Origin of the sequence: Curtobacterium flaccumfaciens pv. betae, assembly GCF_026241855.1 — a bacterium.
Taxonomy (GTDB): domain Bacteria; phylum Actinomycetota; class Actinomycetes; order Actinomycetales; family Microbacteriaceae; genus Curtobacterium; species Curtobacterium flaccumfaciens.
The window spans coordinates 2812077-2824651 of sequence record NZ_JAPJDC010000001.1; the positions used below are offsets into that span (position 1 = coordinate 2812077).

Genomic DNA, 12575 nt, shown 5'->3' on the forward strand with positions numbered 1-12575 from the left:
GGCAACTCCTTCGTTGGACGTGGCTCACTGTCTATCGGTCATGGACGCGCAGCACCAGCGAAGTGGATACCTCCGTCGGCTTCTGACGACGTGTCCGAATGCCGATCGACTACCGGACCAGCTCGCGTTCGTAGAGGTTGGAGGCGAAGTGTCGCCCGCCCTCGAGGGCCGTCACCGACACGTCGCTGACATACCGAACCCTTGCTGTTCGTAGGAGCGCCGCAAGCCCAGGTTGTCCGTCGCACAGTCAATCCGCACGAGTACCGCCCCACGATCGGCAGCTCTTTGCTCTACCCATGCCAGCAGTCGTTGCCCGAGCCAGCTGCCCCGACATGTCTGTGTCACGGCCAACCACAGCGGCTCTCGTTCGAGCGGGGGAGCTAACTGCGTTCTGAGAGTCCGCTCGGTTAACGCCTCACGGCTCTCTGAGACGACGCGTTGCCCAGAAAGCCGGCAGCGGTGCCATACAGTTCCCGATTTCACACCCTGCCCGCAGTACGCAGCGGGCGCCGAAGGTTGGACTATGCAGGCGATCTAGGAGCCGCTCGCTTACGATCCCTCCGACCTAGACGAGCGTCTAGATAAGTACCCAGGAGCGAGGACCAGTGAGCACCACCGCACCCCTGAGCAACGCGACCACGGCCCCGCCAACGCCGACCAGCCGACACTTCAACGGGCTCGACAGCCTCCGCGCCGCGAGCTTGATCGCCGTCATGGCGTTCCACGTCGCGCCGACGATGGCCCCGGGCGGATTCATCGGCGTGGACGTGTTCTTCGTCCTCAGCGGGTTCCTGATCACGACCTTGCTGCTGCGAGAACATCAGACGACAGGAACCTTCGCCCTGCGAGCGTTTGCTGTGCGTCGAGCTCGCCGGCTGCTGCCCGCGGCGCTGGTGATGGTGACGGTGATGACCCTGATCGCGACCGTGCTCGGCGGCGACCTCACCCGCAGCCTTGCGCGGCAAGTCCTCGGCGTCGTCACGCTCACCAGCAACTGGGAACAGCTGCTCGCCTCGCACGACTACTTCGCCGGCGCAGGTTCTCGACTCTTCGACAACTGCTGGTCCCTCGCCGTCGAAGAACAGTTCTACCTGTTCTGGCCACTCGTGCTCCTCGCCGCACTGCGTTGGCTCCGACCCGGGCGCGGGCGTTGGGCGCTCGTCGCACTGCTTGCCAGCACCGCGGCTGTCCCACTGATCCTGACGGCAGGAGAACACTTCGACGCCGCGTACCTGGCCACTCCAGCGCACGCCTTCGGTCTCGCAGTAGGAGCCACCATCGCCGTGCTGCACAAGCACTCGACTCCCCGACTACAGCGCACGGTCACGACGACCAGCGCGCGTGCTCTCCTGGCCCTTGGGGCCCTCGCCCTGGTCGGATTGACGCTCCTGCCGACCGCCGCTGTGCCGCAGAATCAATCCGCAGTCACGCTCGCCGGCGCTCTGGCGGGGGCAGCTCTGGTCATCGGCGTGGTCCACAGCCCGCGCCAAGTCGGCAATTGGTTGGAGCGCGGCCCCTGGGGGTGGCTGGGCAGGCGCTCGTACGGCGTGTACCTGTGGCACTTCCCGCTGATCGTCATCGCAGACGCTGCCAGCCGTTCCTGGAGCGTCTCCGGAGCAGCCCCGAACCTCCCCCACGTGTTCGCCCGCCTCGCTGCTGTCGTCGTCGCAGTGCTGGCGGGAGCTGCAAGCCTCAGGTGGGTCGAAGCTCCCATCCGAGCTAAAGGTTTCCGCGCGAGCCTTCGCCGACCTGCGGTCGCTACCGCTACTCTCGCTATCTGCATCTGCATCTGCGCAGCCGTCACCCTCGGCGTGATGAGCGTGCTTCCGGGGGGTGCACCCTCGCCCTCCCCCGGGCCTCCGCGCACATCTTGCAGCCCGTCTGCATTGCACGCCTCGAAGGCGGGAGCAGGCATGGTTGCCATCGGCGACTCGGTCATGCTCGCTTCGGCCTGCGGACTCCGCCAGAGTTTCCCTGGCATCACGATCGATGCCGTGGAGAGCCGGCAACTCATCGCGGCACCCAACCTCGTTCGCCGTCGCATCCGGTCAGAGCCATCGACGAGGACCGTCATCCTCGGCCTTGGCGTCAACGGTGTCGGCGGCACACCGGACCTCGAGGCCGCGATCCGTGCAGCCGGTCACCGTGAGGTGGTCCTCGTCACCGTCTCCGCACCCGTCGCATGGCAGGACACCGTGAACACCGAAATTCGCCGCGCCGCGGCGCATCACTCGAACGTCCGCGTTGCCGACTGGCACTCCGTCGCCCAGAAGCATCCAAATCTCATTGCACCGGACGGAATTCACCCTGGGCCGGCTGGCGGCGAACGCTACGCAGCTGCAATCCGCGCTGCACTTCGGCACGTGTCATGACTGGGCCAAAACCACGGCGGCACCTGGCGCACATTGGTCCGTCCGCCAGAAACGATCATTTCTGACCAGGTGCGCCGGAGAGTTCGACACGCCAGGCTCAGAACTGATTGAAACCCTCCTGGTGGCCGAACCCGCCGCTCTGATAGAAGCTGCCGCTTGCACTTGTCTCGGTACCTGCGTCTTCCCAGCTCCCGCGCACACCGATGAAAGAAACGGCCGGACACGCTTCTGCGGCATCAGCGGTGGCAGTGAAAGTAGCTGCCGGCCCTATCGCCATTACGGCACCGAGGGTGACCCCAGCGATCGTTCTCAAGCGAGCATGGATCGTGGACCGCCGTTGCGCATTGCTGCGCATTCGCTCAATCTTGACGCGAGGACCGACGAGTCACCAGTCGGCATATGAGGGGACCATGCCTACTTTCCGCGCTGCACCACCCGGGATACCCCCTGCCACGTGGGAGCTCGCTCACCGCCGGTCGGCCCTCCTGCTATAGGCCCTCGAGGTCGGCTTCCGCCGCGAGGGCGGCAGCGAGGTCCTTCTCCGACGGCAACGCTGCTCGCACGCCGGGTGGCAGCAGATCGTAGTTGGCGACACCGATCGGGGCCGGCTGTCCCGCGAGGGAGTACCGGACGACGGCGTCGTTCTTGTCCGCGACCAGCAACAGGCCCACGGTGTCGGCGTGCTGGGGTCGGCGGAGTTTGTCGTCGACGAGTGCGACGTAGAAGCCGAGCTGGCCGAGGTACTCGGGCTTGAACTTCCCGGTCTTGAGCTCGATCACGACGTACCGGAGCTGCTCGACGTGGAAGAACAGCAGGTCGACGTAGAAGTCGTCCCCGTCGACGTCGAAGTGCACCTGCCTGCCGACGAACGCGAACCCCTCGCCGAGCTCGCGGAGGGTGTCGATGATCCGGTCGACGAGTGCCTGCTCGAGGTGGCGTTCCTTTGCGTCACCGTCGAGGGCGAGGAAGTCCAGCACGTACGGGTCCTTCGTGATCTGCTGCGCCAGATCCGAGTCGCCCGGCGGGAGCACGTCGGCGAAGTTCGTCGGCGCCGCCTGGAGCCGGGTGTGCGCTTCGGAACGGATCTGGTGCTCGAGGACGTTCCGGGATCACCCGTGGTCGGCCGCCTGGCCGGCGTACCAGTCCCGGAGCTCGTGGTCATCGAGCCGATCGAGGAGGACTGTCATGTGCCCCCAGGGCAGTTGTGCAACAGCCTGTTGCAGAATCTGCTCATCCGGCCACGCGGCAGCGAACGCGCGCATGTACGCGAGGTTCCGCGGGGAGAAGCCCTTCATCTCCGGGAACTCAGCACGCAGATCCGTCGCGAGCCGGCCGATGACGTTGCTGCCCCCATCCTTCATCGCCCTGCCGCTGCAGGATCGTCGCACCGATCCCCCAGTACAGACGAATGAGTTCGGTATTCACTACAGACGAATGAGTTCGGTATTCACGCGGCGCTGCGCCGCAAATCGGGCAGCACGCACTTGCCGCTTCAGCTCGGCAAGTGCAGCGGCATACCCGGATACGGCTGGCGACGAATCAGACATCACGCTCAGTCTGCCCGACCAACGGACCTCCAGAAGCACGAACGAAGTGTTCTACGGGATCAACTATGCCAGGGCGGGGAGGATCCCCGAGCGGAAGGCGACCTCCCAAGGCACAGAAAGTCACCACGCACCTCGTCGACGACCACCGACGACACCATCTACAACAGTAAGGGCCGCACCATCACGTTCGGCTTCGACGGTGCGCACTACGAAATCGACCTCACCGATGACAACGCCGACGCGCTCCGCGGAGCGTTCTCCGACTGTATCTCCACCGCCCGCAAGGTGGGCGGGGGCTCCGGCCGTGCAGGCAGCAGCAGCAATCCGAAGCGTGGGAACTCGGAAGAGCTCGCGAAAATCCGCGAATGGGCCATCGCCAACGGCCACGAAGCCTCCTCCCGCATCCGCGTCAGTCGAGGCCGTCCGCGACGCCTACCACGCTTCCCACTGACGCCGCTCCCCCAGAAAGACAGCTGGCAAGCCCTGGGACGACCCAGCATTCCAATATCAGACGGCCCATTCCTGCCTCTTCGTACAGCCGCCGCATTGGAGCGATCCTGGAGGTGGACAAGTCGTTCCACTACCTCTAGCGTTTCGTTCACCAGACGATCGTCTGTCGAACCCACGACGGGCAGCAGCGAAGACCGCGCAGCCCCCTAACGCGAGGAGTTGCCTATGCGGATCAAGAAACTGGCAACCACACTACTGGTTGCCACGTCTGCTATCAGCATGCTTTCCGGAACATCCACCTGGAGCACTGCCTCCAACGCCAAGCTGCACATCTTTGATCAGGATAGCTACATTTACAACAATTCCTGGGGTGGCGGGACCAACGGCGAACAGGGGATCCGACGAAGAGACGGTCACGCCGACTTCCAATGGAACTGGAAGGGATCAGGGAACAGCGTGCAAGCTTACCCATCCGTTGTCCGCGGGTGGCACTGGGACAGCCCCCGATTCAGCACTCACAAACTCCCAATCTCAGTCGCCGGACCACCTTCCTGCAAAATGCAAAGCAAACTCAAATATGCGTTCAACGCTACCGGCAGCTACGACGTCGCGTATGATCTTTGGGCCGCCACCGACCGCAACTTGTCCTGGCGGACCCATCCATCTCTCGAAGTGATGATTTGGGGAGAACATCAAGACGCGAACCCAGCTGGGACCCCCGTGTCCACTGTGAGCATCGCTGGCCACAATTGGACCGTGTGGAAGGGTAGCGGAGCCTTTGGTGGACCAGTCGTGTCTTTCGTCTCCGATCGTGATGCCCTTCGTCACCCTCTGGATCTGATGCAGTTTGTTCATGAGGCTGCAGGGGCGCACGTAGACTCGCGCCTTCGTCTCATCAGCACCGAATTCGGGGTCGAGGTGGAACACGGAGTCGGATCGGCAACCATCAGGGATTGGTCCGAGCGACGCACAGCGAGTTGCAGATGAACTCCAGTATCTCATCAGCACAGCAAAGATTCGGGATGAATTTCAATGGTCTTGCGTGCGGTGGCTCGGCGAACGCTGAAGACATTAGCACCGCCACCACCTCGGAGCGGCGCAAGAGCGGCCCGGAGGCTGCACATTTGGCCATGCGACGCACCCGCCACGCAGTCAACAGATTTGGGAAAAACGCCCGCCAACAGGCACCAAAGCGTGCCGAGAAAGGTGTATATGCGAAATCATCCAGGTGATAGAGCTCATATTAACAAGGAGAATGTGGCAGTTGTCGCGTTAGATCTGTTCCGCGAGTACGGCTACGAACACGTCACTATCGAGGATATTGCGGACGTTGCTGACATCAGCAAACACAACTTGGAGCGAATGTTTCCAACCAAGGCCTCGATCATTTACGGCGATTTAGACGCTTGCGCGGAACGCCTACTCTTCTCCTTTACAGATGCACACCGAGACACGCCGCTCAAAGCCGCACTCGAAACCGCCTACCGCGCTATAGGCGACCTCTCGGACGAGGCCCTCGCAAGGATGCGTTTACGAGTCCAAATCCTCGCGACGCAGCCCGCAGTGGCCGGGGAGAGTGGTTTCTACCTGCAGTCACTGATCCCGCCGACCGTATGGTTCTTGAGCACTCGCGACGGTGGCTCTCCGGATAATTTCCGAACCTTCGTGATTGCGCATCTACTCGCCTCTGCCGCGACAGCCGCCCTCGCTTGGTGGGCTTCCCACACCGATGAAGACCCACGACACGCACTTACCGAGGCAGTAACTCTCGCCCTCAAGTGTGTATGAGGAGGGATTCAGCAGTGCGGCGGAATAATCCCACCGTCGACACTTTTTCACGAAGGAGAGACGAAAGTTGAAAACAATGGTGAATCATGTAAGGCGCAATACTTCGGTGCTGCCAAAGCTGTTGATCGCAAATTCAACACTCTCACTCGCCGCGACAACCAAAACCCTGTCGACTATCGCTGAAACAAGCGCAATCGGTCCGATAGATGTACAGTTCCAGACGTATTTGACTGGCGGCGCCCAGAACGCCCAGCAGCGGTCAAGGAGCTGCAAATGATCCGCGCTATCCGAGTTATTACGACGGCCCTCGGCGGCGTGCTCGTCGCGACTGTCGCGCTCGGGTTTGCTACTGCTCGAGCCGAAGTTCCGGCGCATACCCCAAGAGTGGAGTCGGCAAATATCGCGGACGCCACTGCGTCGTCCGGGTTCGCAACACACTACGACTTCGGACCGGGTGGCGGCGGGACCAACGGCAACTGCTCATTCCCAGCGCTCCCGAAGGACGATCTCTACGTCGCCGTCGGGCCCGACAAGTACCGGCACGGCGCCGGATGCGGGACGTTCCTCGACGTCACCGGGCCAAAGGCCAAGGTCCGCGTGGCCGTGATGGACCAGTGCCACGAGTGCGGACCCGGCCACCTCGACCTCAGCGACGCCGCATTCCGGAGGATAGGAAACTACAATTCTGGCAAGATCCCGGTGCGGTTTAAGTTGGTCAAGAACCCGACTGTGCCTCCCCTCGCTCTGCGGTTCAAGGAGGGGTCTTCCGCATATTGGGCGGCATTGCAGGTCATCAACAACGGGAATGCGATCCGTTCGGTTACGATCAGCGGCCACGGTCGGAGTCTGTCGATGACCCGGACGGAATACGGGTACTGGCTCGCACCGCGTGGAGCTGGCAACGGGCCGTACTTGGTTCAGGTTCGCGACGTGCTCGGACATCGCGTGGCGCTCCACAACGTTCCCTTGAAACCCGGGAAAGTCCAGCCGACAAAGTCCCGGCTATACGGTTGACGGCGGTCAGCGGGGGAACCCTTCGTCGTCATCAAGGCAGGTCCGACGGACTCGAGTCCCTCCGCGAGCAACACGACGACACCAGCCCCGCAGACCACATGAACAAGCGGCATTGGATCACGCTGCATCCCGGCGGCATTCTGGACGCAACGCACGTCGACGAGCTCGTAACCAAGTTGCTCCTGCTCGGCGGGCCTCCTGAGGGCTGGACAACCGTGGACTTAGCCTCTTTTACCAACCGCTAAACGCCACCCGCACCACGACGGGCGGAAGTGTGCCTTGAGTGGGTCAGATCGCGGGGCGTTCAGCGCGCTTCGTCAATATAGGTGTCGGTAGCGTCAACGAGAGACGGACGCGTACAGCGTCGGGAGGCATGCTGGCGGCGAGAGCTAAGTAAGCCGCGTCTCAGCTTGGTGGAGCAATGAAGTATCGCCGCGCAAATGCAAAGACCTTCGAGGAATCCCCTTAAGCGATCAGGTTCTGAATCGCCGGGTCAGTCGTTTGATTTCCAGCATCGGTGAGGATGGCGTAGAATTTCCCGGTCGTCGACACAACGGGCCCACAAGAATCGCCAGGGATGGGCGAGAAAGAATTATTGCGAGCCGCCCGAGGGAGACCAAGCCGCGCTCACGTTGACAAGCTCGGAATTCTGGTTGCCACGACGTCGCAATTAACCCCAGGCATTGCCCCGCTGGTGAAGAAGTGTTCGTCTGCACGCGGATCTCCCGAACCATTGAACGTGATTGCTCCGTCGCCACGTGTCCGTGGGTCAGAGAGGATGACGCGCCCCGCTGCGCGTGGAGTGTAGGTGTAGGAACGGTTACAGGTGACACCAAAGGTAGTGTGGTGGCAGAAGGGTTTACTGGTGCGCAAGCGGGTCTACTCGTGCGAGCGCAATATCATGGTCGGGATCCGTTCGGATAACCTGACTAACAGGGTCGGTACCCGCAAGAATGCCCTCGTTCAGTGTACTCACACACTGCTTTACAATCACTACGTACCGTGTAGCGCGCTCCTTTGCCGAAAGAAATGCAAAGATGCCGTTCTTTTTCAGTACGACGCCTGCAGTGCAGTCGCCGCAATGCTGCATTCGGACCGCCTTCCCCGCGCCAAGGGCGCAGCCCTACCCGGCCTGGAATTGCAGCACTAGCCGCGCCAGGGGGTCCGAGGACGCTGAGCAGCAGCGCCGCGACGACGATTGCAACGAGTGCCAGGAGGGCGTGCAGGGTGGTTCAAACACCACGAATCGCATACGTGATGCCATATCAATATATCTCGAAGTTTTGGGGTACCCATCGCGCTCGGGTTACAGGCAACGGGTCCTGGCCCGTTTCTGCAGGACCTGCCCGTCGTAATATTTCGTTCGATCGTCTAGCCATAATGGAACAACAAGGGCTCGCTTGTGACCGAGCGAGTACACAGCAGCTGAAGGGTGCGTGGAGGTGCTGCAACTCAACTGTCGAGCGACTGTCGGCGAAAGCAAGGAAGGAGCAGCTAGGGAGATGCGCTCTCTTGTTCGGTTCTGTCGCTATCGCCTCGCTAGCCCTGACGCCGTTCTTTCACTGCCGTGGAGCACCGCCGTAGCCGCGTATGCCAACAAGGTGAGGCTCAGGAGTACTGCGAGCGAATGCACGATCGGACGAGATTGGCGACGCGCAGTTTCATTCATGCGAAAGTCCGGCTTCAGCGCTTCAAGGGGCGCGATTTGGCCTGGTGTGCTGGCACTCGAGAGACTCAGTGGGGCCTGTCGAACGATTTCAGCTCCGGCGGGACTGCGGATACCGAACCGCGCACCCGGATCGGCATTTGGACGAGCTGTTCTCCGACGGTCAAGTCCGGGTCAAGGAGGATGCGGACCGCCAGGGCCCCCATCTCCTCGTACGGCAGTGCCGCGGTGGTGAGGGTCGGTTCGAGGTACAGTGCGATGTCGTCGTCGTCGAAGGAAACGACTGAGACGTCTTCGGAGACCCGGAGTCCTGCTTCGGTCAGCGCACGGTAGACACCGAAGGCGAGCCGGTCGTTCAGGGCGATCACCGCTCCAGGGCGACGGCCGCTGGCAAGCAGCCCCCGCATGGCTTCGTAACCGTGGTCGGGATCCCACTCGGGCATGTCGATTTCATTTATCGGCACAACGTCATGGGCCGCGAGGGCCGCCGATATCCCGGCGAGGCGCCGTTCGATCGCGCGGGTGGTCCAATCCGGACGTACGGACCGATCGCGGCCGATGATGACGACGTCCTCGGTGTGGCCGGCGTCGAGCAGGAGCCGCACGATCGACTCGCCGCCGGCGTGCTCATCAGCGAGGACGGTGGCGGTCGGACGGGATGCGACTGCGTTGAGCATGACGACGGGGATGTCCGCGTTGATCTCAGGGAGCTCGACGGCGTGCGGTCGGATCGAAGCGTAGATAAGCCCGTCCACCTGGTGGTCGACGAGCACGCCGAACGACGAGACGATCCCGTCCTGCTGGTCCTCGGTCTCGGTGATGAAGAGGACGTATCCCTGGCGCTTCGCCTCGGCGAGGGCGCCGCGGATCATGCCCGACCCGAACCGATCGGTCGTGATGGCCTCGGAGACGAGTCCGATGACACCGGACCGGCGGGTGGTGAGTGACCGTGCGGTGAGGTTCGGCCGGTAACCGAGTTCGCCCGCTGCGGCACGGATGCGGGCTGCTGCGTCGACGGAGACGCGCGATGCCGGGTGGGAATTGAGCACCTGCGAGACGGCTGCCTTGGACAGCCCGACGCGAGCGGCGACGTCGGAGAGCGTCACTCGACGAGCGCTCATCTCGACCTCGTCGTCATTGTTCGCACCTCTCCAGCATACGGGCTTGACAGACTATGGTGAACCGGTACACCATTTGTGATTAACCGGTTCACCAAGGCGGTGAACCCCTCGATGATGAGTGGTGGAACCCCGTGCACTACCTTCCCTCGACCGACGGCCAACGCCGCTTCCGGGCAACGGTGCTCCCGTGCTGAGGCTCCCCGACCACTGGGTGTGGGACTTCTGGTTCGCCGATGACGGCGACCGCCACCACGTGTTCTTCCTCCACGCACCGCGGTCGCTCGGCGACGAGCACCGTCGACACCGTGCAGCCCGCATCGGTCATGCCGTCTCCGACGACCTCGTCGACTGGGAGATCCTGGACGGACCGTTCGGGCCCGGTCCCGACAACGCGTTCGACGGAACGGCGACCTGGACCGGGAGCGTCGTGCGCGGCCAGGACGACCGCTGGTGGATGTTCTACACCGGCACATGGTTCCTCGAGGACGAGCCCGTCCACACCAACATCGAGACGGTCGGGGTCGCCGTGTCCGACGACCTCGTCACCTGGCAGAAGCTGCCCGGCCCTGTGACGCGCGCCGACCCCCGCTGGTACGAGACCCTCGGCAACGACCCCGACGTCGACGGCGCACTCTTCCCGGAAGAGGCCTGGCGCGACCCATGGGTCCACGAGGACCCTTCTGGCGGGCTCTGGCACATGCTCGTCACCGCCCGCTCCACCGAGGGACCGCTCGACGACCGCGGAGTCATCGGACACGCGACGTCCACCGACCTCGAGCGCTGGGAGGTACAGCCACCGCTGACCTCACCCGGATCAGGCTTCGTCCACCTCGAGGTACCGCAGGTCGTGCAGGTCGACGGCGCCTGGTTCCTGGTGTTCTCCTGCCCCGCTGACGCCCTCAGCACGGCCAATCCACGCGCCGACGAGACACCGGGCACCTGGTCGGTCCCGATCGACGGGCCCTTCGGCCCGTTCGACGTGACGGACGCCGAGCCGCTGACCGACGTGACGTGCTACTCGGGCCGGGTCGTCCGTCGTCGGGACGGCTCACCCGTCCTGATGACTTTCGCGAACGGCCGCGCCGGAGAACCCCTCCCCGGCTTCCTGCGCGACCCGGTCGACGTGCACGTCGTCGACGGTCGGCTGGCCCTCCGTCCAGCGACGCCCACGGCCCAGCCCCGGCCCCAGCCCCAGCCCTGCCCCGCCGGCAGCGGTAGGGCCGCTCCGTGAACGCCCGTCCCGTCGCCCGACACCCGATCCCACTCAAGGAGAACCATGCACACCACGTCCCTCGTCCGCCGGACAGGAACGGTCATCGCCCTCGCCGCGGTCGCCGCTGCCGCCCTCACCGGCTGCTCCTCCGGCTCCGCTTCCAGCAGTGCTGCTGGCAGCGGGACCGGCAGCATCGTCGTCTGGGGCCACCAGGGCCAGGACTCCGAGGTCGCGGCCATCCAGAACGCCGTCAAGGGCTTCAACGCGTCACAGAAGAAGGTGAAGGCGACCCTGAAGCTCATCTCCGGCGACACCTACACCAGCACCGTGACGAGCACCCCGACGAACAAGTTGCCGGATGTGCTCGAGATCGACGGCCCGACGCTCGCGAGCTACGTCTACAACGGCAAGCTCACTCCGCTCAGCGACTACGTGTCGAAGTCCACCGTCAGCAACGCCACGAGCGGCTCGATCGCCGAGGGTACCGACAACGGCAAGCTCTACGGCCTCGCGCAGTACAGCTCGGCGATGGGCCTCTACGGCAACAAGAAGCTCCTCAAGGCCGCCGGTGTTCAGCTCCCGACTTCGCCGTCCACTGCGTGGACGCCGGAACAGTTCTCGGCGGCGCTGAAGAAGCTCGCCGCGGCGAACTCCTCAGGGAAAGCGCTCGACCTCACCGAAGCGTCGATGAACGCCGAGTGGGGCACGTACGGCTTCTCGCCGATGGTCCAGTCTGCCGGGGGCAACCTCGTCCAGGGCGACAAGGCCACTGGTGTGCTGAACTCCGCTGCCTCGGTCAAGGCCCTCGAGGACATCGCGTCCTGGAAGCCCTACGTCGACGCGAACACGGACGGCAACGCCTTCCAGAACGGCCGCGTCGCGCTGAGCCTCAGCGGACACTGGAACTACCCGGCCTACTCGAAGGCGGCCGGCAGCAACCTCGTGGCCCTGCCGCTGCCGAACTTCGGCAAGGGTGAGAAGGTCGGCGCCGGGTCCTGGACCTGGGGCATGAGCTCGGCCACCAAGAACGGCAAGGCCGCAGGTGCCTTCATGGACTACCTGCTCAACGACACCAGCGTCAAGGCGATCACGGACGCGAACGGTGCTCCGGCAGCGACGAAGTCCGTGTTCGACAAGCAGGCCGACTACCAGCCCGGTGGTGCCCTCGCCCTCTGGGGGCAACAGCTCGAGCAGTCCTGCCCCGCCACGGCGATCACGGACTCCTGTATCGCGGTCTACCGACCGGTGACCCCGGGCTACCCGGTCATCACCTCGAAGTTCGCCAGTGCGCTCTCCGCGGCCTGGGGCGGCGCCGACGCGAAGGAGCAGCTGACCACCGCAGCCCAGTCCATCGACCAAGCCTTCTCCGACAGCAACGACTACAAGTGATCGGCGGTGGAGACG

Annotated in this window: 11 protein-coding genes; 7 read left to right on the forward strand and 4 right to left on the reverse strand. The window is 63.7% G+C overall.

The window, feature by feature from the left end:
* Nucleotides 1–171 precede the first annotated feature (171 nt).
* Nucleotides 172–483 carry a GNAT family N-acetyltransferase gene (locus ORG17_RS18525; protein WP_367616854.1) on the reverse strand — a complete coding sequence of 104 codons (312 nt, stop codon included), beginning with the start codon at nt 481–483 and terminating at the stop codon, nt 172–174.
* Nucleotides 484–605: 122 nt separating this feature from the next.
* Between ORG17_RS18525 and ORG17_RS13225 the strand changes: the two genes are divergently transcribed.
* A complete protein-coding gene (locus tag ORG17_RS13225) occupies nt 606–2372 on the forward strand; it encodes an acyltransferase family protein (protein ID WP_214527746.1) in 1767 nt (588 codons plus the stop codon).
* Nucleotides 2373–2860: 488 nt separating this feature from the next.
* On the opposite strand, the gene ORG17_RS18390 is transcribed toward ORG17_RS13225, so the two are convergent.
* Together ORG17_RS18390 and ORG17_RS18395 are read right to left on the reverse strand one after the other, a co-directional pair.
* The gene (locus ORG17_RS18390) at nt 2861–3403 is read right to left on the reverse strand and encodes a PDDEXK nuclease domain-containing protein (RefSeq protein WP_307859329.1); all 543 of its coding nucleotides are present in this window, start codon (nt 3401–3403) and stop codon (nt 2861–2863) included.
* Between the two features lie 78 nt (nt 3404–3481).
* A complete protein-coding gene (locus ORG17_RS18395) occupies nt 3482–3733 on the reverse strand; it encodes a DUF1016 N-terminal domain-containing protein (protein WP_307859328.1) in 252 nt (83 codons plus the stop codon).
* 123 nt (nt 3734–3856) lie between these two features.
* Here ORG17_RS18395 and ORG17_RS18400 point away from each other — a divergent pair, with 123 nt between their 5' ends.
* The 4 genes from ORG17_RS18400 to ORG17_RS13245 all read left to right on the forward strand — a co-directional run bounded on the left by ORG17_RS18400 (nt 3857) and on the right by ORG17_RS13245 (nt 7171).
* Nucleotides 3857–4579, forward strand: a complete 723-nt coding sequence (locus ORG17_RS18400; protein ID WP_307859326.1) for a histone-like nucleoid-structuring protein Lsr2 — start codon at nt 3857–3859, stop codon at nt 4577–4579.
* Nucleotides 4580–4648: 69 nt separating this feature from the next.
* Entirely contained in the window at nt 4649–5356 is a 708-nt protein-coding gene (locus ORG17_RS18530; protein WP_367616872.1) for a GH12 family glycosyl hydrolase domain-containing protein, read from the forward strand.
* A gap of 207 nt (nt 5357–5563) precedes the next feature.
* Nucleotides 5564–6157, forward strand: a complete 594-nt coding sequence (locus ORG17_RS13240) for a TetR/AcrR family transcriptional regulator (protein ID WP_214527744.1) — start codon at nt 5564–5566, stop codon at nt 6155–6157.
* A gap of 273 nt (nt 6158–6430) precedes the next feature.
* Nucleotides 6431–7171 carry an expansin EXLX1 family cellulose-binding protein gene (locus ORG17_RS13245; protein WP_214527743.1) on the forward strand — a complete coding sequence of 247 codons (741 nt, stop codon included), beginning with the start codon at nt 6431–6433 and terminating at the stop codon, nt 7169–7171.
* A gap of 1734 nt (nt 7172–8905) precedes the next feature.
* Here the strand turns inward: ORG17_RS13245 and ORG17_RS13250 are convergent.
* The gene (locus ORG17_RS13250; RefSeq protein WP_214527742.1) at nt 8906–9958 is read right to left on the reverse strand and encodes a LacI family DNA-binding transcriptional regulator; all 1053 of its coding nucleotides are present in this window, start codon (nt 9956–9958) and stop codon (nt 8906–8908) included.
* Between the two features lie 187 nt (nt 9959–10145).
* On the opposite strand from ORG17_RS13250, the gene ORG17_RS13255 reads away from it, so the two are divergent.
* Both ORG17_RS13255 and ORG17_RS13260 read left to right on the forward strand, forming a co-directional pair.
* Nucleotides 10146–11189: a glycoside hydrolase family protein gene (locus tag ORG17_RS13255; protein ID WP_214527741.1), complete on the forward strand. Its 1044-nt coding sequence runs from the start codon at nt 10146–10148 to the stop codon at nt 11187–11189.
* A 45-nt stretch (nt 11190–11234) separates the two neighbouring features.
* The gene (locus ORG17_RS13260) at nt 11235–12560 is read left to right on the forward strand and encodes a sugar ABC transporter substrate-binding protein (RefSeq protein WP_214527740.1); all 1326 of its coding nucleotides are present in this window, start codon (nt 11235–11237) and stop codon (nt 12558–12560) included.
* The last annotated feature ends 15 nt before the right edge of the window (nt 12561–12575 follow it).